This is a genomic window from Bradyrhizobium paxllaeri, assembly GCF_001693515.2.
GTDB classification, from domain to species: Bacteria; Pseudomonadota; Alphaproteobacteria; order Rhizobiales; family Xanthobacteraceae; genus Bradyrhizobium; species Bradyrhizobium paxllaeri.
The window spans coordinates 8144076-8168250 of the sequence record NZ_CP042968.1; the positions used below are offsets into that span (position 1 = coordinate 8144076).

A 24175-nucleotide genomic window follows, 5' to 3' on the forward strand; every position below is an offset into this window, starting at 1 on the left:
CTGACGACTATCAGGATGCCATGACGCTGATCGATCTCGCCAATCCCACCAAATTCCTGTCGTTGACGGCGCGTGTCCTGCCATGGTTGGCGGGCGCGACCGCGATCCTGCTGCTGGTGGGCCTCTATCAGGCAGCGATGGCGCCCGATGACTACCAGCAGGGCGCCACCGTGAAGATCATGTTCATCCACGTCCCCAACGCCTGGCTTGCGATGTTCGTCTGGGGCGTGATGAGCCTGAGCGCGCTCGGCACGCTGGTGTGGCGGCATCCGCTCGCCGACGTCGCGGCCAAGGCCGCCGCACCGATCGGCGCTGCCTTCACCTTTCTCGCGCTCGTCACCGGCTCGCTGTGGGGCCGGCCGATGTGGGGCACCTACTGGGAATGGGACGCGCGGCTGACCTCGGTCCTGATCCTGTTCCTGATGTATCTCGGCCTGATGGCGCTGTGGCGCGCGGTGGACGATCCATCGCGGGCGGCACGCGCCGCCGCCGTCCTGACGCTGGTCGGCGCGCTCAACCTGCCGATCATCAAGTTCTCGGTCGACTGGTGGAACACGCTGCATCAGCCGGCGGCCGTATTGCGGATGGGCGGCACGTCGCTCGACAAGGCGTTCCTGATTCCCCTTCTGGTGATGGCGGTCGGATTTTCGCTTTTGTTCGTGACGCTGCACCTGGCGGCGATGCGCAACGAGATCCTGCGCCGGCGGGTGCGCAGCTTGCAGATGATGCAAGCCAGCCAGCAGGCGGCGTGACGCGATGTCGCTCGGCCCCTACGCATCCTTTATCGTGACGTCCTACACGCTGGTGGCGGCAGTCGTGCTGCTTCTCATCGTCTGGATCACCATCGATTATCGTCATCAGAAGGAGCGCCTGCGCCAACTCGATGCCTCTGGCGTGACCCGGCGCTCCGGCCGCCAGGCGACGGACATTCGATGAGCGCGCCCGCCGCACCGGATCAACCGCGCCGCTGGCGCTGGCTGGTGGCGCTGCCGCTGATCGCCTTCATCGCCATCGCCGCACTGTTCCTGCTGCGGCTCTACGGCGGCGATCCCGCCAAAATCCCTTCCGCCCTGATCGGCCGTCCGGCGCCGCAAGCCACGCTGCCGGCGCTGGAGGGGCTCGTCCATAACGGCGTCGCCGTGCCGGGGCTCGACCCTGCAATGTTCAAGGGCAAGGTTTCCGTCGTCAACGTCTGGGCCTCCTGGTGCGTGCCCTGTCACGACGAGGCGCCGCTGCTGACCGCGCTGGCCAAGGACACGCGGATACAGATCGTCGGTATCAACTACAAGGATTCGCCCGACAACGCCCGCCGCTTCCTCGGCCGTTACGGCAATCCGTTCACCGCCGTCGGCGCCGACAGCAACGGCCGGGCCTCGATCGAATGGGGCGTCTACGGCGTGCCGGAAACCTTCGTGGTCGGTCGCGACGGCACCATCCGCTACAAGCTGGTCGGGCCGGTGACGCGAGCCAATCTCGACAGCGTGCTGAAGGTTGAGATCGAGAAGGCGCTGAAGTGACGACGTAGTCGTCATTCCGGGGCGATGCGAAGCATCGAACCCGGAAGTTCGAGATTCTCAGGGGCGCAAGCGGCGCCCCATAGTTCGTGCTGCGCACGCCCCGGAATGACGAGACAAATAATCTTCCGCTTTTATCTGCCGTTCATTTGCCAGCCATGGCGCCGCCATCTATTCGCAGCTAGTTTTAGGGTGCTACTTTAACCGTCCTTGGAGGGACACCCTATGCGTCATTTCACGCTCGCTTCTCTTCTCGCCACCGCGCTCACGCTCGGCCTGCTGACGGCAACGCCGTCGATGGCCCAGAGCACGCAGCCCGCAACCAAGTCCGAAAGCAAGATGGCTCCCGCGCCGAAAGCGTCCGAGTCGAAGATGGCGCCCGCGCCAAAGGTTGAGCTGCTGGACATCAACTCGGCGACTGCCGACCAGCTCGATGCACTGCCGGGCGTCGGCAAGGCCTACTCGGCAAAAATCATCGCCGGGCGTCCGTACAAGGGCAAGGACGAGCTGGTGCAGAAGAGCATCGTTCCGCAGGCGACCTACGACAAGATCAAGGACAAGATCATCGCCAAGCAGAAGAGCTGAGGCGCTTCTGTCCTACTGCTTGCGGAGAGGTGGCGACCTATCCTCCGTCATTGCGAGCGCAGCGAAGCAATCCATTTCTCCACCTGCTGAAGCATGGATTGCTTCGTCGCTACGCTCCTCGCAATGACATCCGGGACACGCCACCTACCCCTTGCTTACATCCCCCGCTTCCGCCTCGCTGGCTTCGAGCGAAGCCGGCTCCAGGTGATAGCGCTTGATGACCGGCATCTGGAACATCGCAAAGACCATCGTGATCGGGATCGCGCCGAACACCTTGAAATTCACCCAGAAGTCGGTCGACTGCGTGCGCCAGATCAATTCGTTCAGGATCGCCATGGCGAAAAAGAACAACGCCCAGCGCATGGTCAGGATGCGCCAGCCCTTCGGCGTCAGGTTGAACACCTGATCGAACAGGATCGCCATGAACGAGCGGCCGAACAAAAGACCGCCGCCCAGGACCACCGCGAACAAGCCGTAGACCATGGTCGGCTTGACCTTGATGAAGGTCTCGTCGTGCAGCACCAGCGTCAGCGTGCCGAACACCAGCACGATGACAGCGGTGACAACAGCCATGACAGGCACATGCCGCACCACCACATAGGAGGCGATCATCGCCGCCACGATCGCCACCATGAAGGCGCCGGTTGCGACGAACAGATTGAACTTCGCGTTGGCGATAAAGAACACGATCAGCGGACCGAGTTCGGTCGCGAGCTTGAACATCGGATGCGGCTGGGTCTTGTCCATACTAACTTTCAATCCCCGCAATGGCGTTGGCGAAATCCCGCGCGGTGAACGGCGCGAGATCGTCGACGCCTTCGCCGACGCCGATGAAGTGCACCGGCAGTTTGAACTTCTCCGCCAGCGCCACCAGGATGCCGCCCCGCGCGGTGCCGTCGAGCTTCGTCATCACGAGGCCGGTGACGCCAGCGGTACGATGAAACGCCTCGACCTGCGACAGCGCATTTTGTCCCACCGTGGCATCGAGCACGAGCAGCACCGCATGCGGCGCTGACGCATCGACCTTCTTGATGACGCGAACGACCTTTTCCAGCTCGTTCATCAGCTCGGCCTTGTTCTGCAAACGTCCCGCCGTATCGACCAGCAGCACGTCGATTTTTTGTTCCTTTGCCGCGCTCAGCGCGTTGAAGGCAAGGCTTGCGGAATCCGAGCCCTGCGCACCCGCAATGACCGGAGATTTCGTCCGTTCGCCCCAGACCTTGAGCTGTTCGATCGCCGCGGCGCGAAAGGTGTCGCCGGCCGCCATCATCACCTTGCGGCCCTCGGCGCTCAATTTCGCGGCAAGCTTGCCGATGGTGGTGGTCTTGCCGGAGCCGTTGACGCCGACAACGAGAATGACGAACGGTTTTTGCGTCGCATCGATCTCCAGCGGCTTGGCCACCGGCGACAGCACCTTCTCGACTTCGCTCGCGACGACCGTCTTCACTTCGTCCGCCGAAATCGCCTTGTCGTAGCGGCCGGCTCCGACGGCGTCTGCGATGCGGACCGCGACGGCGGTGCCGAGATCGGCGCGCAGCAGCACATCCTCGATGTCGTCGAGCATGGCGCGGTCGAGCTTGCGCTTGGTGACGAGGTCGGCAACGGCCGTCCCGAGCGAACTGGACGTCCGCTTCAGGCCGCTCGAAAGCCGCCGCCACCAGCTCAATTTGGGGGTTCCGGGAGTGGTATCGCTCATGTCGGGGACGTGTTAGCGGTTTCGCGCCATGAGCGGAAGTCACAACAAATCGTTTGATAGTTCAGGGGCGTCCTTTGATGTTCCACGGACATCGCTTGATGTCCGTGGATTAACGGCGGAAGAAATCCAGGCCCGCGTGCTCCATCGCGACGGGCTGATGCTGGTTATCGACAAACCTGCCGGTTTGCCGGTGCACCGCGGCCCCAAGGGCGGCGCCAATCTGGAGGCGTCGTTCGACGGCCTGCGCTTCGGCCTGCCGCGGCCGCCGGTGCTTGCCCACCGGCTCGACAAGGATACATCAGGCTGTCTGGTGCTCGGACGCCATCGCAAGGCCACCGCCTCGCTCGGCCTCTTGTTCAAGCACGGCAAAGTAGGAAAGACCTATTGGGCCGTGGTCGAGGGCGGGCCGGCCGAGGACGAAGGCACCATCGACATGCCGCTGGGCCGGCTCAACGCCGAGCGCGGCTGGTGGCAGAAGCCGGATCCCGAAGGCCAGAAAGCCATAACGACCTGGAAGGTCTGCGGCCGCGGCGAGGGCCTCGCCTGGCTCGCGCTTGAGCCGGTTACCGGCCGCACCCACCAATTGCGCGTGCATACGTCGGCCATGGGCTGGCCGATCGTCGGCGACAACATCTACGGCAACGGCCCGCGCTTCGGCGAGCCGATCCTGCATCTGCATTCCCGCGAGATCGTGATTCCGATTTCGAAGAACAAGGAGCCGGTGCGCGTGACCGCGCCGACGCCGGAGCATATGTGCGAGCGGCTCAGGAAGTGCGGGTGGAACGGGGAGTAGTGGCTACGCACGCTCCCTTCCCTTCTCCCCTTGTGGGAGAAGGTGGATCGACGGCGCGAAGCGGCGGCGAGACGGGAGGGGTCACTCAATACGCGTCGAACGTTAAATGCACTGTCATCGAGATAACTGCACTGCACCGTAACCTCCGATCGACACGGAAAATCTTCAGCAGCGGCATCGTGCCGCCACGACCCTTGATCGCAATGGCCAGTTCGGGGCCGCCGCTCATCCGAGGGTCAGCGGCGTTTCGGATTCGATCCGGGTCAGCTTCTCCGGGTTTCGGACGTAGTAAAGGCCGGTGATGCGCGCGTCCTCGACCCGGACGGCGAGGATGCCGTCGATCTTCCCATCAAGGCGCATGATCAGTGCCGGGTTGCCGTTGACTACCGTGGGTTCGCCAGTGAGGGCACCTTCGATCTTTGGGAGACCGTGGAGGAGCACCCGGATGATCCTCTTTGCCCCAATGATCGGCCGCAGCGCAGCCTGCTTTACACCGCCGCCGTCGCTCACAAAGACGACGTCGGGCGCGAGCACGTTGATGAGGTCCTGCGGATTCCCGGATTCGAGCGCGCGGCGAAACAACTCCAGTGCCCGCCGCGCCTCTCCCGGGGAGACTACTTGGCGAGGGCGTCGCGCGTTGACATGCTGGCGGGCGCGATGCGCTATTTGACGGACGGCCGTGGGGCTCTTGTCGACGATGGCGGCGATCTCGTCATAGCTGACATCAAAGGCCTCACGAAGAACGAAGACGGCACGCTCGATCGGTGACAGCGTCTCGAGAACGATCATGAGCGCCAACGATACACTCTCGGCGAGTTCAAGGTCCTCGGTCATGTCTGGCGCAGTGATCAACGGCTCGGGTAGCCACGGGCCGACATACTCCTCCTTGCGGCGCTTCAGTGTGCGGAGCCGGTTCAGCGCCTGCCGTGTCGTAATTCGGAAAAGATAGGCGCGCTGGTCGCGTACTTGTGCCAAGTCAACCTTGACCCACCTCAGCCAGGTTTCTTGAAGGACGTCTTCAGCGTCGGATGCCGATCCGAGCATTTCATATGCGACGGTGAATAGAAGATCGCGGTAGGCTACGAAAGCCTTCGTCGCAGCGTCAATCGCGTGGTTGTTCAAATCTCGTTCCTTCTTCTTCCGACCGATGCCTTTCGTTGCTGAAGGTCTTACCGCTGCTTCTTCAGCGCCGGCGCTACGATGGCGGGATTGAGTTTGGCAGTAATGATAGGCCTTCCTTCAGTTAGTTCCCATCGTGACGCTCCAGTATATCCCCCACGCGTCTCAGATCTCGAAAAGTCAGGCGGAGGGTGCACCGGTCCCTTGATCGAGCTTGCCGTGAGCCTCGACCGAGAGGTCCTGCCAGTCGGCCCAGGTCTTGAGCCGGTCGGCGTAGACTTGCTGGAGCATCGGGTAGAAGCCCTGGCCAAAGAGCACCCGCAAGGGCGGGTTGTCGGAATCGACAATCTTGAGGAGTGCCTGGGCGGCGGCGGTCGGATCACCAGGGGGCTGCTTGCCGGCGAGTCCGGCGAGACGCTGGCGGAGTCCGTCGTAGACCGGGTTGGCCTTGGCCATGTGACCATTGGCTAGTGGATTTGGGTTCTTGCCGGACCTGGTGGCGAAGCCGGTGGGCTCGACCACGGTCACCTTGATGCCAAAGTCGGCGACTTCCTGGGCAAGGGTGTCGTTCAGGGCTTCGAGGGACCATTTGGAGGCTTGGTATGCGCCGCCGAGCGGCATTGCGATGAGCCCGGCGATCGAGGACATCTGGATGATGTGCCCTGCGCCTTGCTCGCGCAGATAAGGCAGCGCGGCCTGAATGACCCATACCGCGCCGAACACGTTGGTCTCGAACTGGTCGCGCAATTGTTGCTCGGTCAGTTCCTCGATCGCGCCGATCTGCGCGTAGCCGGCATTGTTCACGATGACGTCGAGACGGCCGAAATGCTCCTTGGTCCGCTTCACGCTTTCGAAGACTGCGACCTTGTCGGTCACGTCCAACTCGAGCGGAAGCACCGCGTCGCCATAGGCGGCGGCCAGCTCATCAAGACTCCCGGTGTTTCTGGCGCTCGCGGCCACCCTGTCGCCGCGAGACAGGGCCGCCTCGACGAAGCTGCGGCCCAAACCGCGCGAAGAACCGGTGACGAACCAGATCTTGCTCATGATGTCTTCCTTTTCGTTCGTTGATTGCTATCGAACATTCGATTTGCAGCTTCGAGTAGCGGGACCGGCGCGCGCAGGGCTTCGCGAATACGCGTGACGCGGCCTAAAACCATTGCTCAACGCGGCGGGGACATTGGCCGGCTCGCACGCACGCTTAGGCAAGCCCGGCCTTGTTCAGACCGATTTCCTTATCGTACTTGCCGGGCGGGGTGCGGAAGGCCACGTTGGCGCGGTTCGCCGCGTTGATGCCCATCACGCGGAAGGTCAGCGTCGAGAGTTCCTTTTCGCTGAACTGCTCGCGCAACTCGGCGTAGAGGTCATCGGAGACGCCGGTCGGCGCGATCTGGGTCAGCGCCTCGGTCCAGGCCAGCGCGGCACGTTCCTTGGGCGAAAACAGCGGCGACTCGCGCCAGATCGCGATGTGATACAGACGCAACTCGCGCTCGCCGGCCAGTTTGGCCTGCTTGACGTGCATATCCAGGCAGGCGGCGCAGCCGTTCATCTGCGAGGCACGGATGTCCACCAACTGGCCCAGCCCCGGCTCGATGTGACTGCTGGCAGCGATGGCCATACCAAGGTCCTTGAGCTTCTTGAAAAGGTCGGGCGACTGCTCCATGAAATTCAGGCGGGATTGGGCGGTGGCGTGGCTCACAATCGTTCTCCTTCGCGTGAGGGTGTTGGGTTGATCACGTGCTTAAGACACCGCGGCCTTGCGCCTTGTGACATCGCCGCTGACGAAATTTAGTTCGCTCGTGCCCGAATCTCAGAAAATCGAAGGCTCGGCGCTATTCGGCGCGGCAGTCGCTGTGTCGCCGAAGGTGGGTGGCATGCCTAGAGCGATCTCGGGAATTACGGTGGGTCTGTCTCCGCGGATAGAGACCCCTCATCCCGCGCTTCGCGCCACCTTCTCCCACAAGGGGAGAAGGAAGAATTACACCGTCAAACGCGCGCTATCGTGGCCCTTGATCGCCAACGCCATCACGGCACCCGATCTTTCTCCCGCTATCGCCACCGGCAGGAAATGCTCCGTCCGCCCCTGCGTCGCGCTCTCGATCAAGACCTGACGCGTCGCGCCGACCTCTGCCGCCAGCCGCTTTCGCAACGCCGCCTCACCCGCTGCCCGCAATCGCTTCGCGCGCGCCTTGATCGCCTCGCCCGCCACCTGCGGCATCCGTGCGGCAGGCGTGCCCGGTCGCTTCGAATAGGGAAACACGTGCAGGAAGGTGAGATCGCATTCCTGGACGAGATCCTGCGAACGCGAAAACATCTCCTCGGTCTCCGTCGGAAAGCCCGCGATGATATCGGCGCCGAGCGTGATGTCCGGGCGCAGCCGCCGCACCTGCGCGCAGAACTCGATCGCGTCCTGCCGCGAGTGCCGCCGCTTCATCCGCTTCAGGATCATGTCGTCGCCGGATTGCAGCGACAGATGCAGATGCGGCATCAGCCGTTCGTCACTGGCGATGACATCGAGCAGGTCGCGATCGGCCTCGATGGAGTCGATCGAGGAAATCCGAAGCCGCTTCAGTTCCGGCACATGCCGCAAGATCTGCTTTGTCAGTTGCCCGAGTTTCGGCGTGCCCGGCAGATCGGCGCCGTAGCTTGTCAGGTCGACGCCGGTCAACACGATCTCGGCGTGGCCGCGCTCGACCAATGCACGCACCTGGTCCACCACCGCGCCCATCGGCACCGAGCGCGAATTGCCGCGGCCGTAGGGAATGATGCAGAAGGTGCAGCGGTGGTCGCAGCCGTTCTGCACCTGCACGAACACGCGCGGCAGGCCGGCCTTGAAGCCGTCAAGCAGATGCGGCGCCATCTCCTTGACAGCCATGATGTCGGCAACGGCGATCTTCTCGCTTGCCTCGATATCAAAACCGCCATCGAACGCCGCCCGCGCATCGCGCCAGGCCTCGCCGCGCATCTTCTCGTCATTCCCGACGACGCGATCGACTTCGGCCATTTCGGCGAACATTTCGGCTTGCGTCTGCGCCGCGCAGCCGGTGACGACGATGCGCACATCCGGCCGCTCGCGCTTCAGCCGGCGGATCGACTGCCGCGCCTGCGCCACCGCCTCGTTGGTGACCGCGCAGCTATTGATGACGATGGTATCGGAAAGCCCCGCGCGCTCCGCTTCGCGCGCGATCACCTCGGATTCGAACGCGTTGAGACGGCAGCCAAACGTGAGGACGTCGACGCTCATGATTCCTAAGCGACGTCGGCGAACAGCGCCGGATCGAAGCGGCCTTCATATTCGAAATCGGCCGTACCGGTCATCAGCACATGGTCGTCGCGCTCGCGCCATTCGATGGAAAGCTTGCCGCCGGGCAACGCGATCTCGACGGTGCGATTGGCGCGCTTCAGCCGGGCGGCAGCGACCGCGGTGGCACAAGCCGCCGAGCCACAGGCTTTGGTTAATCCGGCGCCGCGCTCCCAGGTACGGATGGTGATGTGGTCGCGATCGACGATATGGGCCAGCGTGATGTTGGCGCGCTCGGGAAAGATCGGGTGATTTTCGAGGAGCGGCCCGAAGCGTTCGATATCGTAGGCGTTGACGTCGTCGACCCAGAAGATCGCGTGCGGATTGCCCATCGAGACGACCGAGGGCGAATGCAAGACCGGCGCATCGATCGGCCCGACCTGCAATTCGATATAGCGGGTGTCGCGAAATTCTTCCGCCAGCGGAATATCCTGCCAGCCGAATTTTGGTGCGCCCATGTCGACGGTGTAGAGGTCCGGCGCCGGACCCTGCCAGCAATTCAACAGGCCGGCGCGGGTCTCGAAGGTCACGGCGGTCTGGCCGGTCTTCTCGAACAGCCGGCGCACCACGCAGCGCATGCCGTTGCCGCAGGCGCCGGCCTCCGAGCCGTCGCTGTTGTAGATGCGGATAAAGGCTTCGGTGCCCTGCAGCCGCGGCGGCTGCAATACCATCAACTGGTCATAGGGCACGCCCGCGGGCGAAGCCACGGCGCGGGCGTCTTCCGGCGTCACGGCGGCCTTCGAACCCGCCTTGGAATCGCGCAGGTCCACGACGACGATTTCGTTGCCGATACCGTTCATCTTGGCAAATGCGTGGTTGGCCAGCGCGCTCATGGAATTTCCTAATTTATGCCGCCCTTATATGGCGAATGATGGTCAATTGCCTAGTACGCGGGGGCATATGACGCATCTGTCATGGGACGAATGCGGACCTTGCGTGTTAGGGAAATGGCGCCATTCTGGCGGGCGCGGACCGGGGACATGCCGCCGCCAGGTGGCGGGGTGGATGGAGAATACCTGAAATGAAGCTGACAAGCACTTTCCGTGCGGCCGCGGTCGCGCTCTCCATAGTTGGATTTGGCGGGGCCGCCCTGGCGCAATCGCCGGCGCCTTCCGCCTCCCCGGCCGCAAGCCCCTCGCCCGTGCCCAGCCCCGCGCCGTCAGCCGTGCCGGTCCCGCCGCCGGCCGAAACCAAGTCCCCGGCAGATGCGCCCACGGCCGAAAAAGCCCCGACGCCCACGCCGCCCCCGCCTGCCGCCAGCGTCCAGACCGCCGATCCCTTTGGCGAGGAATTCACCCTCGAGCCCAAGAAGGTCGTGGTGATGAAGGGCACGGCCAATTGGGATTCGGCGTTCGACACCCTGATCGATTCGTTCAAGGCGCTGACCGCCCTGCTCGACAAGCAGGGCATCAGGGCTGCCGGCAATTCAATGATCGTCTACACCTCGACCGACGATACCGGCTTTACGTTCCTGGCGCAGATTCCGGTCGATCAGGACGTCAAGAACCTGACCAAGGACATGAGCATGGGCAAATCGCCCGAGGGCAAGGCGCTGAAATTCGTCCATCGCGGCTCCTACGACAACATGGACAACACCTACGAGGCGATCACCAACCATCTCGACGACAAGAAGCTGGAAGCCAAGGACACCTTCATCGAGGAATACATCACCAATCCGCTGAAGACGGCGGAGGATAAGCTGGTGATCAACGTTTATGTGCCGCTGAGATGAGACGCATGAAGCAATCGATCGCCCTTGCCGCCGTAACCGCCGCCTGGCTCGCCGCGCCCGCATTGGCACAGACGGTGCCGCCACCCGCAATTTCCGTGACCGGCGAAGCGAACGTGTCGGTGGCGCCCGATCAAGCCCAGATCGACGCCGGCGTGACGTCGGACGCCAAAACCGCCCGCGAGGCGTCGGATGCCAATAACGCCACGATGGGCAAGGTGCTGCTGGCGCTGAAGGGTGCCGGCATCGAGGAGAAGGACTACCAGACTTCGCGGCTGTCGCTGCAGCCGCAGTTTGCTACGTCGCCCAGAACGGCGGAGCGCACGGCAGGTATCGTGAGCTTCCGCGCCAGCAACCGCGTCACGGTCAGGATCCGCGATGTCACCAAGGTCGCGAACGTGATCGACGTGCTGGTGGGCGCCGGCGCCAATGACATCGGCGGCATCAGCTTCACGGTGACGCAGGCCTCAAAGCACCTGGACGAAGCTCGCGAGAAGGCGATCGCGGATGCGCGTCGCAAGGCCGAAATCTACGCCAGGGCCGCCGGCGTCACGCTCGGCGCACCGATCAGCGTCGAGGAAGGCGGATCGCCCACCCCGGTATTCCGCGGCAAGGTGGCGGCTCCGATGGCCACGGGCGCGCCGGTGGCACAAGGCGAAGAGATGCTGTCGGTGACCGTGAACGTGTCCTGGGCGATCAAGCCGAAGGAGTAGCCGCTGTCGTCCCTGCGAACGCAGGGACCCATAACCACAGGCGGACGTGGTTATGCCAAGCTGTTGCCCCAACCTTTCCCAAACATTTATCTACGGTGAGTATGGGTCCCTGCGTTCGCAGGGACGACGAGAGGTTAAATCTCGTAAACCTGGCCCGGCTTCAGCGCCGCGAACCGCTCCGGCGGGATCTTCGCTTCCTTGAGCGCGTCAGCCAAGGCATTCACCGGCGCGTCGATAGCTTCATCGGTGAGCTGGAACGTGCCGTGGTGATGCGCGAGCGCACTCTCGGCGCCGCAATCGGCCAATGCCTTCACCGCATCCGACGGATTCATGTGCTGATCCTTCATGAACCAGCGCGGCTCATAGGCGCCGATCGGCAGGATCGCCAGCCGCAGCGGCCCATGCTTTTCGGCAGCGCGACGAAAGTGCGTGCCCTCGCCGTAGCCGGAATCGCAGACGATGTAGAGTTTTCCCGCCGGCGTCTCCAGCACAAAGCTCGCCCACAGCGCCTTGTTGCGGTCGAACAGGCCGCGCGCCGACCAGTGCCGCGTCGGCACCAGCGTCACCGCGATGCCGTTGCCGAGTTCGACGCGATCCTGCCAGTCGAACCCTTCGGCTTTGATCGCGGCGTCCGTATCGCGCATGGTGACGTCATTGCCGAGCGGTGTGATGACGCGCGGCGAGAATTTTTCCGTAAGCTTCGACAGTGTCACGATGTCGAGATGGTCGTAATGGCCGTGACTGACCAGCACGACGTCGATCTTGGGCAGTGCGTCGAAGGCGATACCGGGATCGTTGTGCCGCTTCGGCCCGGCGAAAGAGAGCGGCGAGGCGCGCAGCGACCACACGGGATCGACGAGGATGTTGAGGTCCCGCGTCTGGATCAGCCAGGAGACATGGCCGACGAACGACAGCCGCACCTTGTCGCCGCTAACGCGCGGCGGCGGCGTATCGCTGTGCGTGTTCGGGACCCAATCCGGCCAGCTCGCGCGCTTGCGGTCCGTGCCGAACTGCCAGCGCAGCACCTCGGCCAATGATTTCGGCGGCACGCCATCGGGATCGAAGAAGCGCATGCCGTCGAAATGATCGGAAGTGGGACCGTCATAGGTTTTCATATTGCTGATCCAGACAGACGGCACGCCAATAGCCGTGGCGGCCCCGGCGAGCAATGCAAAGACGCGGCGGCGGGTGACGGGCATCACGACAGGCGGGAGAGAACAGGAGACATGGGGCGTTATATGGCGTGCGCCGGGCCAGTTGGAACCTGCGGCGGAATTTCCACGCCCAATTATCGCGCGATTCTTTTCACGCAAATGGGGTCGCCCTGCGGGACGCTCTTGCAGTCCCAATCCGGGCCAAAGCCCGTCGTCTGGGCGGTGCGGCCTGGAAATCGAATGTAGATGAAGATCAGGAGGCAGAGCACCGCCAGAACGAACAAGCCGCCTAGCACGTCCCCGCGCGTCAGATACCAGGGAATAAGTCTCATGGTGCCTTTATACCATATCCTGCCAATCCAGGCCGGGCTAACCGTGCATTGGTTAACTACCTACCAAAGCTCACGAAAATACCGCTTTCGACAAGTTTCCTTGACTTTCGCGCCCGCCGGGCGTTTAAACCGCGCACTTTCTCGGAAAGACTTATCTTTTCGACCCGCCGCCCGGCCCATGAGACCGGAGGCCAACGCCCGACAGCGCGATGCGCCCTCGGGCGCGAAAGTGTTTGGACGATCGTTTTGGCATTCGGCGCCAGGACAAACAGGTCGTCATCACCCGCGAAAGCGGGTGATCCAGTATCCCAGAGGCCGCTCGGCTGAACCGAGAAGCCGCGGCGTACTGGATACCCCGCTTTCGCGGGGTATGACGGTGGTGAACTAGGGCAGCGCCTGCGAAGGCAAAGGACAACGGCATTGTTCGACAATCTGTCGGAAAAGCTTGGCGGGATACTCGATCGTCTGACGGGGCGCGGGGCGCTGTCCGAAAAGGACGTCGATGCCGCGATGCGCGAGGTGCGCCGCGCGCTGCTGGAGGCCGACGTCTCGCTCGACGTCGTCAGAAGTTTTATCGACCGCGTCCGCGAGCAGGCGATCGGCGCCACCGTCGTCAAGTCGGTCACGCCCGGCCAGATGGTGGTCAAGATCGTCCATGACGAACTGGTCGCCACGCTGGGCGCCGACGGCCAGACCATCGATCTCAACGCGGTGCCGCCGGTCGCGATCATGATGGTCGGCCTGCAGGGCTCCGGCAAAACCACCACCACGGCAAAACTCGCCCGCCGCATGACCCAGCGCGACAAGCGCAAGGTGCTGATGGCCTCGCTCGACATCTACCGCCCGGCGGCGATGGAGCAGTTGGCCGTGCTGGGGCGCGATCTCGACATCCCGACGCTGCCGATCGTCGCGGGCCAGAAGCCGGCGCAGATCGCCAAACGTGCGCTCGAAGCCGGCAAGCTCGGCGGCTACGACGTCGTGCTGCTCGACACCGCCGGCCGCACCACGCTCGACGAAGAGATGATGAGCGAGGCGGCCGAGATCAAAGCCACTGCCAGCCCGCATGAAGTGCTGCTGGTCGCGGATTCGCTCACCGGCCAGGACGCCGTGAATCTCGCGCGCTCGTTCGACCAGCGCGTCGGCCTCACCGGCATCGTGCTGACCCGCGTCGACGGCGACGGCCGCGGCGGCGCAGCGCTGTCGATGCGCGCGGTCACGGGAAAACCGATCAAGCTGATCGGCACCGGCGAAAAGACCGACGCGCTGGAGGATTTCCACCCCAGCCGCATCGCCGGCCGCATCCTCGGCATGGGCGACGTGGTCTCGCTGGTCGAGCGGGCCGCGGCGAATATCGACGCCGAAAAGGCCGCGCGCACCGCCGAGCGGATGCGCAAGGGTCAGTTCGATCTCAACGACATGCGCGAGCAGTTGCTGCAGATGTCGAACATGGGTGGCATCAGCGGCCTGATGGGCATGATGCCCGGCATCGCCAAGATGAAGAACCAGATTGCGGCGGCCGGCATCGACGACAAGATCCTCAAACGCCAGGTCGCGATCATCGATTCGATGACGCGGGCCGAGCGCAAGAGCCCGGACATTTTGAAAGCCAGCCGCAAGAAGCGCATCGCCGCCGGCGCCGGCCAGAATGTCGAGCAGGTCAACAAACTGCTGAAGATGCACCGGAACATGGCCGACATGATGAAGGCGATGGGTTCGGGCAAGCGCGGCCCGCTGGCCGGCATCGCGCAGGCGATGGGTTTTGGCGGCGGCATGAAGCCGCCCTCGCCGGAAGAGATGAAGGCGCTGGCCGACAAGATGCAGGGCGGCACCGGCGGCCTGCCGAATTTGCCAAAGGATCTTCCCGTCGGCCTGCGTCAGGGCCTGCCGAATGTGCCGGGGCTTACCGGCCTCAGCGGCAAGCCGACGCTGCCGGGCCTCGGCGGCTTTCCGGGCAAGAAGAAATGAGAACACCCGTCATTGCGAGCGCAGCGAAGCAATCCATCGATCCGCGGAAAGAAAGAATGGATTGCTTCGTCGCTTCGCTCCTCGCAATGACGAACTAACCCAACCAACAGACTTCAATCGAACCACTCAGGAGAACTAGATGTCAGTCGTTATCCGCCTCGCTCGCGCAGGCACCAAGAAGCGTCCGGTCTATCACGTCGTCGTCGCCGACTCGCGCTTTCCCCGCGACGGCCGCTTCATCGAGCGTCTCGGCCATTTCAATCCGCTGCTGCCGAAGGACAATGAGTCGCGCCTGAAGCTCGACATGGACAAGGTGAAGTCCTGGCTCGCCAAGGGCGCGCAGCCGTCCGATCGCGTGACCCGCTTCCTGGATGCCGCCGGCATCGTCAAACGCGCCGCGCGCAACAACCCGGAAAAGGCCGTGCCGCGCAAGGAGCGCAAGGCCGCCGAAGCCGCCGCGAAGGCGTAAGTCTTAGCGACGCATGGTGGCAGCACCGATTTGCGTCGCCCGTATCGGCGCCGCGCATGGCGTGCGCGGCGCGGTGAAGCTGTGGACGTTCACCGAAGATCCGCTGGCCGTAAAGGATTACGGCCCGCTGATGACCAGGGACGGCGCACGCCAGTTCGAGGTGGCGCATGTCCGCGAGGCCAGGGATCATCTGGTGGCGACGTTCAAGGGCATTGCCACCCGCGAGGACGCCGAACGGCTCAACGGCATCGAGCTCTATGTCGCGCGCGACAAATTGCCTGAGACCGACGAGGACGAATATTACCACGCCGACCTGATCGGGCTTGCCGCGGTCAATGCCGCCAACGATCCGCTCGGCCGCGTCGTTGCGATCCATAATTTCGGCGCCGGCGACATCATCGAGATCGCGCCGCCGCGGGGCGCCACCATGCTGTTGCCTTTCACCAATGCCGTCGTCCCGACGGTCGATCTCGCCGGCGGCCGTGTGGTGATCGAGCTGCCGCAGGAAATCGAAGGCGACGAAGCCCCGACGCTCACGTGATGGGTTTGATATGACCTGGCGCGCCACGGTTCTCACCCTCTTCCCCGAGATGTTTCCCGGGCCGCTCGGCGTCAGCCTGGCGGGCCGCGCACTGGCGTCAGGCCTGTGGTCGCTCGAGGCGCGTGACATCAGGGATTCTGCCACCGACCGCCATCACAGCGTCGATGACACCCCCGCCGGCGGCGGCCCGGGCATGGTGCTCCGCGCCGACGTGCTGGCGGCTGCGATCGACGCCGCCGATGCCGGCCAGGACCGGCCACACCTCCTGATGAGCCCGCGGGGTCGGCCATTGACCCAGTCGCGGATCAAGGAACTCGCCATTGGGCCGGGACCGCTGATCGTCTGTGGCCGGTTCGAGGGGGTCGATCAGCGGGTCATCGAGGCGCGGAACCTCGAAGAGGTCTCGATCGGAGATTATGTGCTGTCGGGTGGCGAGATCGCCGCGATGGCGCTGATCGACGCCTGCGTGCGGCTTTTGCCGGGCGTCATGGGCAAACAGGCGTCGGGCGAAGACGAAAGTTTTTCCGAAGGACTACTGGAATACCCCCAATTTACCCGCCCGCAGGAGTTCGAGGGCCGCGGCATCCCGGAAATCCTGATTTCCGGCGACCACGCCAAGGTGGCGGCCTGGCGAAAGGCCGAAGCCGAGGCCCTGACCCGGGCGCGGCGGCCGGATTTGTGGGCGGCCAGGCCCGGCCAAAGAGCCACAAAAAACAAGACAGACGGGTGACAAGCGTTCGCCTTTGCCTTATACGAGCGCCAAATCCGCGCAATGGCAGGATAGATGGACGTCGCGCAGCCCGCTGCCGGGCGCGCCGCCGATGGAGATTTCAATGAACCTCATTCAACAGCTCGAAAAAGAGCAATTCGAAAAACTGTCGGCCACCAAGTCGATTCCGGAATTCGGCCCCGGCGACACCGTGATCGTCAACGTCAAGGTGGTCGAAGGCGAGCGCACCCGCGTGCAGGCCTATGAAGGCGTTTGCATCGGCCGTTCCGGCGGCGGGCTCAACGAGAGCTTCACCGTCCGCAAGATTTCCTACGGCGAGGGCGTCGAGCGCGTGTTCCCTGTCATGTCGCCGATGATCGACTCGATCAAGGTGGTGCGCCGCGGCAAGGTGCGTCGCGCCAAGCTGTATTACCTGCGCAACCTGCGCGGCAAGTCGGCCCGCATCGTCGAGAAGCAGGACCGCGCCGCAGCCGTCGGCGAGTAATTTTTCCCGAAAGGGATGTGGCGAAAAGCGCGGGGTTTTGCCCCGCGCTTTTTTGTTGCGCCTCCCGTCATTGCGAGGAGCGAAGCGACGAAGCAATCCATCTATCCGTTATGCCGCGCGATGGATTGCTTCGCTTCGCTCGCAATGACGGTGGCAACAAACGCATATCGCACTTAGATGAGCCATGTGATATGAGACTGGAATGGTTCTAGATCGTACCAGCGCCGCCTTCGGCACCGCCCAGAGGATCGTCATCGACGATCGCTCGCGGCTGCCCGGCCGGTTCTTCGGACGGTTCGCGACATCAGCGACGTCAGCGCTTACGCGCGCAGCTTGATGCTGCGCTGACGTTTCGTTGCTGGCGCGCGTTCCGCGCCTAACCGCTCACACAGAACTTCCCTTTGGAGCTGACGCTCATGTCCAAACCGACCACGCTGTACGACAAGATCTGGAACGACCATCTGGTGCACGAAGCCGAGGACGGCACCTGCCTGCTCTATATCGATCGCCATCTGGTGCACGAGGTGACCTCGCCGCAGGCGTTCGAGGGCCTGCGCGCTTCGGGCCGCAAGGTTCATGCGCCGGAGAAGACGCTGGCCGTGGTCGATCACAACGTTCCGACCACTGACCGCACCAAGCCCAATCCCGATCCTGAAAGCATCGAGCAAATCAAGGCGCTGGCAGAAAATGCCAAGGAGTTCGGCGTCGAATACTACGACGAGTTCGACAAGCGCCAGGGCATCGTGCACGTGATCGGCCCGGAGCAGGGCTTTACCCTGCCCGGCACCACCATCGTCTGCGGTGACAGCCACACCTCCACCCACGGCGCATTCGGCGCGCTGGCGCACGGCATCGGCACCTCGGAAGTCGAGCACGTGCTGGCGACGCAGACGCTGATCCAGAAAAAGGCAAAGAACATGCGCGCGGTGGTCGACGGCAAATTGCCCGACGGCGTCACCGGCAAGGACATCATCCTCGCGATCATCGGCGAGATCGGCACCGCCGGCGGCACCGGCTACGTGCTGGAATATGCCGGCGACGCCATCCGTTCGCTGACGATGGAAGGCCGCATGACGGTCTGCAACATGTCGATCGAAGGCGGCGCCCGCGCCGGCCTGGTTGCACCCGACGAGAAGGCGTTCGAATTCCTCAAGGGCCGCCCGAAGTCGCCGAAGGGCGCCGATTGGGATGCCGCGATGCGCTACTGGGAAAAGCTGCGCTCCGATGAAGGCGCGCATTTCGACCACGAGATCCGGCTCGACGCGGCAAAGCTGCCGCCGATCGTGACCTGGGGCACCTCGCCCGAGGACGTGGTGTCGATCGCAGGCTTCGTGCCTGATCCCGACAAGATCGAGGACGAGGCCAAGCGGCTGTCGAAGCACCGCGCGCTGAAATATATGGGCCTGATCGCGGGCACGAAGATCACCGACATCAAGCTCGATCGTGTCTTCATCGGCTCCTGCACCAACGGCCGCATCGAGGATCTGCGCGCAGCCGCAAAGATCGCCGAGGGCAAGACGGTCAACGCCCACGTCAACGCGATGGTCGTGCCGGGCTCCGGCATCGTGAAGGAGCAGGCGGAAGCCGAAGGGCTGGACAAGATCTTCATCAAGGCCGGCTTCGAGTGGCGTGAGCCCGGCTGCTCGATGTGCCTTGCGATGAACCCGGACAAGCTGGCGCCGGAAGAGCGCTGCGCCTCGACCTCGAACCGCAATTTCGAGGGCCGCCAGGGCTTCAAGGGCCGCACCCACCTGGTGTCGCCGGCGATGGCCGCGGCGGCCGCGATCGCCGGCCACTTCGTCGACGTCCGGGACTGGCGTTAACCCTCTGTTTGTCTAGATAGCGAAGCGTTTCGGAAACGCCGCGTTAACAGGCAAAAGCGCACACTGTCCCTTGCGAAGCGTTTTCGCGAGGGACTTTGGCCGTGACCGACAAGTTTGAATATGTCGATATGATCAGCGAGGCGACGAAGCAGGTGCGCCGCCGCACGCCGCGTATCGTCGACCTTCAGACCACCGCCACCAAGGAAACCTCGCGCCTTGGCCACTGGCCGCCGGAGCATTGGCAGCAATGGCGGATGGAGAAGCTGACGCCGTGGAAGGTCAAGCCCTGGGAAAGGATTTGAGTAATCTTCCCGCTCGAAAAACAGGCGCCCGTCGGGCGCCTGTTTCGTTTTCCGTTTTCACCAATAGCCGTAGTAGCGGGCGCGCCAGTAGGGCCGATACCAGGGCCTGCAGATCCTGCGCGGTCCGTAATAGGTCCAGATCACGCGGCAACGGCGCGGATAATAGTAGGCCGGGTACGAGTAGTAGGCCGGCGCGTAATAGAAGCGTCGATGGAAGTGACGCCGATGGAAGAAGGGCCGGTGGTACGCGTGACGGTATCCGGAAAAGTGGCGGCGACCATAGAAGGCGGGAGCCACACGATAACCGCCGCCGCGGAACACCGGCGCCGCACGAAAGCCGCCACGGTGGATCGCCATCCCTCCACCCCTGAACCCACCGCCGCGAAACGCCGCGCCGCCACCGCGGAAGCCGCCACCATGAAACGCCGCACCGCCGCCGCGGAAGCCGCCGCCATGGAAACCGCCGCCGCCACCGCCGCCGCGGAAGCCACCGCCGCCTCCACCGCCACGGAAACCACCGCCGCCGCCCATCCCACCGCGGTGTTGAACCTGGGTCGTCAGTCCATCGGTTGCAAATTTCGCTGAGGACGCCGTGCCGGGACTTGCAAGCGAGAGCGCCTCGGCAGGCTGTTGTGATGCTGCCGCGAACGCAAAAAGGGCCGCAGCTGTAACGCCCAGACGGCGGACCAGGCCGCGTCCGGGATCGGATATCGACATGGATGGAACCTCCCTAAACCGGCGACGGCGCGCCTTGTGCCGCTCTGCGGCTGGCTCCGTCGCTTTTTCTTGTGCGGTCGCTCCCAACGTGAAGTTAGAGACAGCCACGTGAACGCGCCATGAATGCGCTGTGCATCAATATGAACACATCGCAGAACTTTCGCGTCCGTGCCTCACCACCAGACCGGCCCAAAACCGATGCCGAAGGTGAACGGCGCGGGTGTGTCATAGGGGTATGGCCGATAGTAGACCGGCCGCGCGTAATAATAAGACCGATGGTAGTGCGGACGATGATAACCGTAGTACCTGTTGTAGCGCCTGACATGGCGGTGCGCGCTGAAGTCCGTGGCGCCGGAAATGCCGGCACGCTGCGCCTTCGTCTGCGGCGCCGCGGCGGCCGCATCGATCGCTGCCGGTGCGGCAATCGCGAGCGCAGCTGCGACAAACGCTGCACCGATCAAGCTCTTCATGACGGACTTCTCCCTGCCAATCCCAATGTTAGAGATATCGGGCAGAAATCTCGCCGGTTTCAAGGCGATGGCTGGAATCGAAACAGGCCCGTACTGAACGGGCCTGCTCGATCGCTGCGTCTGGCTGTCGCACTTACCAGCGATGCCAGTGGCGATGATGGTGATGATGGTGGTGGTGGCGATGATGCCAGCGGTGCCACCGATGATGATGGTGGTGGCGATGGTGCCGCCAATGAACTTCGGTCGTCGCGAGCCTGGCGTCCTCCTGAACCGCCGCGGCGGCGCCGGGATTGCTGAGCGACAGCGCATTGGCGCGTTCGACCGGCGCAGCGAGCGCAAGCAACGCGCCAACGGCAGCAAGTCCCAGAATTTTCGTGAACTGCATAAATCCTCTCCTTGGATCGGGTGTCACGTCTGCGTCGAATCGCTCGCCGCAACGCTGCATCCAATCTGATGGTCGCGACTTGAATGCGCCCTGAATGAATGCGCCACGAAGATGAACGAAGGCCGCCGCTTTCATCGCAATCGGCGCGCGCAATGCGGCGCCGACCGCCGTCATGATTTCACGGCGATCGCGTCGGTCAACGCGCTAACGAAGAGTGGAAGAATTTAGCCCGGCCGCCAGTAGCAATTCATACGCGGGGTGATCACCGTGCCGCTCGGCCGGTACTCTTGGACGTAATGCGCGGTGCAATCCCGCACGGCGTTGGGCCCGGGGTTGTAGCGGGGGTAGACGCTGGGCGCCCACTCCTGGCTATAGATCGGTACGCGGCGCAACGGACGCCGGCGCTGCGCGGAGACATCAGTGACGGCGGCCTTCGGTGCCTGCACGACCCGCAGTTCCGGCGCCGCCGTCTGGGCTCGCGCTACCGCACCCGGCAGCAGGAGCCCGGCAAAAGCAGCCCACGCTGCAACCGTCACAATCCGTTTCATCTTAAGCCCACCCAAGCCTGATAACGCCCGCACGGTCTCCGATTGGAGCGTTAAGGTCAACTGTCGCAAAACCATTATGCGCCGGGACATAACACACGCTAAATACGTCCTGATGTGGACCGAAGCAAAAGCCCCCTCGCTCGCCGAAATGGAAGCCATGGCGCATGAGGTGTTCGAGCGCCTGCCAAAGACGTTTCGAGACCTGTGCCACGGCGTGATCATCCGCGTCGACGACTTTCCGACCGACGAGGTCCTGGACGAGTTGCAGGCGCAAAGCGAATTCGACCTGCTCGGCCTGTTCCAGGGCATCGGCCTGCCGCAGCAAAGCACTCAGGACATCGCCCGCCTGCCCAACATGGTCTGGCTCTACCGCCGTCCGATCCTCGATTACTGGGCCGAGCACGAGGAAACGCTGGGTCATATCGTCCGCCACGTCCTGATCCATGAGATCGGTCACCATTTCGGGCTTTCGGACGCCGATATGGAGGCGATCGAGGCCAGCGCAGGTTAAGGCGTCCTCCCGCGAACCGGCTGCCTGTCCGTCCAAAACGCGCCAGAACAGGCGGCCTATGCGCAAATTGGCCTTTTGCAGCGGCCATATTCGCGATAAATCAGCAGCCCGTCCCACCTTTTCAACCGGGAAGTGCGATCGATGGAAAAGTTCACCACACTGGAAGGCGTAGCTGCCCCCCTGAAGATCATCAATGTCGACACCGACATGATCATTCCGAAGCAGTACCTCAAGACCATCAAGCGCACCGGCCTTGGCAAGGGCCTCTTCTCGGAACAGCGCTACAAGGATGACGGCAGCGAGAACCCGGACTTCGTGCTCAACCAGCCGGCCTATCGCAGCGCCAAGGTGCTGGTCGCCGGCGACAATTTCGGCTGCGGCTCGAGCCGCGAGCACGCGCCGTGGGCGCTGCTGGATTTCGGTATCCGCTGCGTGATTTCGACCTCGTTCGGCGACATCTTCTACAACAACTGCTTCAAGAACGGCATTTTGCCGATCCGCGTCACCCAGGAAGATCTCGACAAGCTGTTCGACGACGCCGAGCGCGGCGCCAACGCCACGCTGACCATCGATCTCGCCAACCAGGAGATCCGCGGTCCCGACGGCGGCAAGGTGAAGTTCGAGATCGATCCGTTCCGCAAGCACTGCCTGATGAACGGCCTCGATGACATCGGGCTGACCATGGAAAAGAAGTCGTCGATCGACGACTACGAGGCGAAGCTGAAGAAAGAGCGCGCCTGGGCCTGATTGTGCTAGGAGAGCCCCGACCAAATCGGGGCTCTTTTTCTATGTGCGGAGGCGACGCGAATGCGGCCTGACGTCGTCACCTTCTGGCACGGCCGGCTCGACGGGCTGCGGCTGACCTGCCTCCGGTCGCAGGTTGCCGCCGGCCACAAGGTCACCGTCTACAGTTTCGATCCAATACCGGGCCTGCCCGACGGCGTCGGCAATGCCGAGGCCGAAGCGATCCTGCCGCGCTCCTTTTCAGAGCGGCTGCGCCCGCCCGAGCCGGATGGTAGCTGGCGCGACTGGACCATCCTGCAGTTCAGCGACTTCTTTCGCATGCGGCTGATGGCCGAGCGCGCGGGGCTGTGGCTCGACGCCGACGTGCTCTTGCTCAAACCGATCGAGATCGATCCGGCCAAGCCCTACTTCGCGTGGGAGCGCCGGCGCCAGCTCGGCAACTCGGTGTTGTACCTGCCGGCGAACGATCCGATCGTGCGGGCGTTCGAGGACCTGATGGAGCAGGAGGACCTGACGCCGGACTGGCTGGCGCTGCGCCATCGCCTCACCTTCATGCTGCGCCAGTTGCGCCACCGGTCGAGCCGCCTCTCCGACATCCGCGTCGCCATCTACGGCCCCGCCGCGCTCACCGCGCTCGCGCGCCGCTCGAATGAATTGCAGCACGCGCTGCCGAAACGGTCGTTCTATGCAGTGCACGCCGAGCCGAAGCTGTTCTTCGAGCCGACGGATTTTGCAGGCCTGCTGGCTGATCCAGAGATCGTCGGACTGCACATCTCGCCAAAAGGGCGCGGCGGCGAGAAGCCGATTCCCGGCAGCTTATATGCGTGGGCAGCGGAGAGATTCGGCTCGCGATGACTCACCCTCCCCTGGAGGGTAAGATCACCGCTCCCAAATTTGATCCAGCGCAATGACGGGCGCATGCTTTGCGCTCACCTTGGGACATCAGAGCGACCCAAGGGAGCCGTGCCATGACCGTTCAGGAAAAGCCCTATCCCAACGTCAGCCGCATGGTCGATATCTTCGGCGAATGGCTGAAGCACCGGCGCGAGCGCAGGGAGATGCGCGAGATGGACGCCGCCAATTTCGGTCAGATCGCGAGCGATCTGCGGATGTCGTCCGCCGATCTCGAGGCGCTGGTCCGCCGGGGGCCGCATGCCGCGGACGAGCTGCCGAAAATGCTCACCGCGCTCGGCATCGACCAGGAGAGTCTATTGCGCACTGAGCCGCTCGTGCTCCGTGACATGGAGCGCGTCTGCTCCATGTGCATCCACAAGCGCCAGTGTGACAAAGATCTCGCCGCCGGCACCGCGGCTGCGCATTACCAGGAATATTGCGGCAATGCGCCGACGATCGATGGTTTTGGTCAGCAGATCATTTCGTAACGCAGGGGCTGGCGCGTCCCCCTCTCCCCTTGTGGGAGAGGGTGGCTTCGCGAAGCGGAGACGGGTGAGGGGTTCTATCCACGAGTCTTGAGCGCGGAGAGAACCTCTCATCCGGCGCTTCGCGCCACCTTCTCCCACAAGGGAGAAGGGAAGAAGACATCTACCGGAAAA

At 63.6% G+C, this 24175-nt stretch carries 30 protein-coding genes; 20 read left to right on the forward strand and 10 right to left on the reverse strand.

Annotated elements, in window-relative coordinates; genetic code table 11:
• The first annotated feature begins 20 nt into the window (after positions 1–20).
• The 4 genes from LMTR21_RS38845 (at position 21) to LMTR21_RS38860 (ending at position 2099) form a co-directional block, all read left to right on the forward strand.
• A complete protein-coding gene (locus LMTR21_RS38845) occupies positions 21–752 on the forward strand; it encodes a heme ABC transporter permease (protein WP_065751648.1) in 732 nt (243 codons plus the stop codon).
• Between the two features lie 4 nt (positions 753–756).
• Positions 757–936, forward strand: coding sequence for a heme exporter protein CcmD (ccmD, locus tag LMTR21_RS38850; protein WP_065751649.1), 180 nt, complete (start codon positions 757–759; stop codon positions 934–936).
• Positions 933–1517, forward strand: a complete 585-nt coding sequence (locus LMTR21_RS38855) for a DsbE family thiol:disulfide interchange protein (protein ID WP_065751650.1) — start codon at positions 933–935, stop codon at positions 1515–1517. Before ccmD ends, LMTR21_RS38855 begins: the two co-directional genes overlap by 4 nt.
• Before the next feature lie 222 nt (positions 1518–1739).
• Positions 1740–2099: a ComEA family DNA-binding protein gene (locus LMTR21_RS38860; RefSeq protein ID WP_065751651.1), complete on the forward strand. Its 360-nt coding sequence runs from the start codon at positions 1740–1742 to the stop codon at positions 2097–2099.
• Between the two features lie 144 nt (positions 2100–2243).
• Here LMTR21_RS38860 and LMTR21_RS38865 read toward each other — a convergent pair whose 3' ends face one another.
• Positions 2244–2846, reverse strand: a complete 603-nt coding sequence (locus tag LMTR21_RS38865) for a septation protein A (protein ID WP_065751652.1) — start codon at positions 2844–2846, stop codon at positions 2244–2246.
• Between the two features lies 1 nt (position 2847).
• Entirely contained in the window at positions 2848–3795 is a 948-nt protein-coding gene (ftsY, locus tag LMTR21_RS38870) for a signal recognition particle-docking protein FtsY (RefSeq protein WP_065751653.1), read from the reverse strand.
• Between the two features lie 157 nt (positions 3796–3952).
• Between ftsY and LMTR21_RS38875 the strand changes: the two genes are divergently transcribed.
• Positions 3953–4588 (forward strand): RluA family pseudouridine synthase, encoded by a 636-nt coding sequence (locus LMTR21_RS38875; protein WP_246174991.1) that lies wholly within the window; start codon positions 3953–3955, stop codon positions 4586–4588.
• A 225-nt stretch (positions 4589–4813) separates the two neighbouring features.
• Here the strand turns inward: LMTR21_RS38875 and LMTR21_RS38880 are convergent, their stop codons facing one another.
• From LMTR21_RS38880 to dapF, 5 genes are all read right to left on the reverse strand, one after another.
• Positions 4814–5710: an RNA polymerase sigma-70 factor gene (locus LMTR21_RS38880; protein ID WP_065751654.1), complete on the reverse strand. Its 897-nt coding sequence runs from the start codon at positions 5708–5710 to the stop codon at positions 4814–4816.
• A 177-nt stretch (positions 5711–5887) separates the two neighbouring features.
• Entirely contained in the window at positions 5888–6751 is an 864-nt protein-coding gene (locus LMTR21_RS38885) for an SDR family NAD(P)-dependent oxidoreductase (RefSeq protein ID WP_065751655.1), read from the reverse strand.
• A 154-nt stretch (positions 6752–6905) separates the two neighbouring features.
• Positions 6906–7367: a carboxymuconolactone decarboxylase family protein gene (locus LMTR21_RS38890; protein WP_065751656.1), complete on the reverse strand. Its 462-nt coding sequence runs from the start codon at positions 7365–7367 to the stop codon at positions 6906–6908.
• 315 nt (positions 7368–7682) lie between these two features.
• Entirely contained in the window at positions 7683–8948 is a 1266-nt protein-coding gene (mtaB, locus tag LMTR21_RS38895; protein ID WP_065751657.1) for a tRNA (N(6)-L-threonylcarbamoyladenosine(37)-C(2))-methylthiotransferase MtaB, read from the reverse strand.
• 5 nt (positions 8949–8953) lie between these two features.
• Complete coding sequence (dapF, locus tag LMTR21_RS38900) at positions 8954–9838, reverse strand: diaminopimelate epimerase (RefSeq protein WP_065751658.1); 885 nt, start codon at positions 9836–9838, stop codon at positions 8954–8956.
• 188 nt (positions 9839–10026) lie between these two features.
• Here dapF and LMTR21_RS38905 point away from each other — a divergent pair, with 188 nt between their 5' ends.
• Positions 10027–10737, forward strand: coding sequence for a GyrI-like domain-containing protein (locus tag LMTR21_RS38905; RefSeq protein WP_065751659.1), 711 nt, complete (start codon positions 10027–10029; stop codon positions 10735–10737).
• Positions 10734–11447 carry an SIMPL domain-containing protein gene (locus LMTR21_RS38910; RefSeq protein WP_141688174.1) on the forward strand — a complete coding sequence of 238 codons (714 nt, stop codon included), beginning with the start codon at positions 10734–10736 and terminating at the stop codon, positions 11445–11447. Before LMTR21_RS38905 ends, LMTR21_RS38910 begins: the two co-directional genes overlap by 4 nt.
• A gap of 134 nt (positions 11448–11581) precedes the next feature.
• Here the strand turns inward: LMTR21_RS38910 and LMTR21_RS38915 are convergent, their stop codons facing one another.
• Positions 11582–12646, reverse strand: coding sequence for an MBL fold metallo-hydrolase (locus LMTR21_RS38915; protein WP_065751661.1), 1065 nt, complete (start codon positions 12644–12646; stop codon positions 11582–11584).
• A gap of 707 nt (positions 12647–13353) precedes the next feature.
• Here LMTR21_RS38915 and ffh point away from each other — a divergent pair.
• From ffh to LMTR21_RS38955, 8 genes are all read left to right on the forward strand, one after another.
• Complete coding sequence (gene ffh, locus LMTR21_RS38920) at positions 13354–14898, forward strand: signal recognition particle protein (RefSeq protein WP_065751663.1); 1545 nt, start codon at positions 13354–13356, stop codon at positions 14896–14898.
• Between the two features lie 139 nt (positions 14899–15037).
• Positions 15038–15367, forward strand: a complete 330-nt coding sequence (gene rpsP / locus LMTR21_RS38930) for a 30S ribosomal protein S16 (protein WP_057837802.1) — start codon at positions 15038–15040, stop codon at positions 15365–15367.
• A 13-nt stretch (positions 15368–15380) separates the two neighbouring features.
• The gene (rimM, locus tag LMTR21_RS38935) at positions 15381–15908 is read left to right on the forward strand and encodes a ribosome maturation factor RimM (RefSeq protein WP_065751664.1); all 528 of its coding nucleotides are present in this window, start codon (positions 15381–15383) and stop codon (positions 15906–15908) included.
• Between the two features lie 10 nt (positions 15909–15918).
• Complete coding sequence (gene trmD / locus LMTR21_RS38940) at positions 15919–16638, forward strand: tRNA (guanosine(37)-N1)-methyltransferase TrmD (protein WP_065751665.1); 720 nt, start codon at positions 15919–15921, stop codon at positions 16636–16638.
• A 103-nt stretch (positions 16639–16741) separates the two neighbouring features.
• Positions 16742–17122 carry a 50S ribosomal protein L19 gene (gene rplS, locus LMTR21_RS38945; RefSeq protein WP_057837799.1) on the forward strand — a complete coding sequence of 127 codons (381 nt, stop codon included), beginning with the start codon at positions 16742–16744 and terminating at the stop codon, positions 17120–17122.
• A gap of 202 nt (positions 17123–17324) precedes the next feature.
• Positions 17325–17459: a hypothetical protein gene (locus tag LMTR21_RS41550; RefSeq protein ID WP_283812143.1), complete on the forward strand. Its 135-nt coding sequence runs from the start codon at positions 17325–17327 to the stop codon at positions 17457–17459.
• A gap of 79 nt (positions 17460–17538) precedes the next feature.
• Positions 17539–18945: a 3-isopropylmalate dehydratase large subunit gene (leuC, locus tag LMTR21_RS38950; protein WP_065751700.1), complete on the forward strand. Its 1407-nt coding sequence runs from the start codon at positions 17539–17541 to the stop codon at positions 18943–18945.
• Positions 18946–19046: 101 nt separating this feature from the next.
• Positions 19047–19247: a hypothetical protein gene (locus tag LMTR21_RS38955; protein WP_065751701.1), complete on the forward strand. Its 201-nt coding sequence runs from the start codon at positions 19047–19049 to the stop codon at positions 19245–19247.
• A gap of 57 nt (positions 19248–19304) precedes the next feature.
• Here the strand turns inward: LMTR21_RS38955 and LMTR21_RS40485 are convergent, their stop codons facing one another.
• Both LMTR21_RS40485 and LMTR21_RS38965 read right to left on the reverse strand, forming a co-directional pair.
• The gene (locus LMTR21_RS40485) at positions 19305–19964 is read right to left on the reverse strand and encodes a hypothetical protein (protein WP_187399283.1); all 660 of its coding nucleotides are present in this window, start codon (positions 19962–19964) and stop codon (positions 19305–19307) included.
• 173 nt (positions 19965–20137) lie between these two features.
• A complete protein-coding gene (locus LMTR21_RS38965; protein WP_065751667.1) occupies positions 20138–20434 on the reverse strand; it encodes a hypothetical protein in 297 nt (98 codons plus the stop codon).
• Positions 20435–20588: 154 nt separating this feature from the next.
• On the opposite strand from LMTR21_RS38965, the gene LMTR21_RS41685 reads away from it, so the two are divergent.
• From LMTR21_RS41685 to LMTR21_RS38995, 5 genes are all read left to right on the forward strand, one after another.
• Complete coding sequence (locus LMTR21_RS41685; protein ID WP_187399284.1) at positions 20589–20888, forward strand: hypothetical protein; 300 nt, start codon at positions 20589–20591, stop codon at positions 20886–20888.
• Positions 20889–21479: 591 nt separating this feature from the next.
• Positions 21480–21878, forward strand: a complete 399-nt coding sequence (locus LMTR21_RS38980; RefSeq protein WP_065751669.1) for a metallopeptidase family protein — start codon at positions 21480–21482, stop codon at positions 21876–21878.
• Positions 21879–22019: 141 nt separating this feature from the next.
• Complete coding sequence (gene leuD, locus LMTR21_RS38985; RefSeq protein WP_065751670.1) at positions 22020–22625, forward strand: 3-isopropylmalate dehydratase small subunit; 606 nt, start codon at positions 22020–22022, stop codon at positions 22623–22625.
• Between the two features lie 60 nt (positions 22626–22685).
• Positions 22686–23477 carry a hypothetical protein gene (locus LMTR21_RS38990; RefSeq protein WP_065751671.1) on the forward strand — a complete coding sequence of 264 codons (792 nt, stop codon included), beginning with the start codon at positions 22686–22688 and terminating at the stop codon, positions 23475–23477.
• A 113-nt stretch (positions 23478–23590) separates the two neighbouring features.
• The gene (locus LMTR21_RS38995; protein WP_065751672.1) at positions 23591–24004 is read left to right on the forward strand and encodes a hypothetical protein; all 414 of its coding nucleotides are present in this window, start codon (positions 23591–23593) and stop codon (positions 24002–24004) included.
• The last annotated feature ends 171 nt before the right edge of the window (positions 24005–24175 follow it).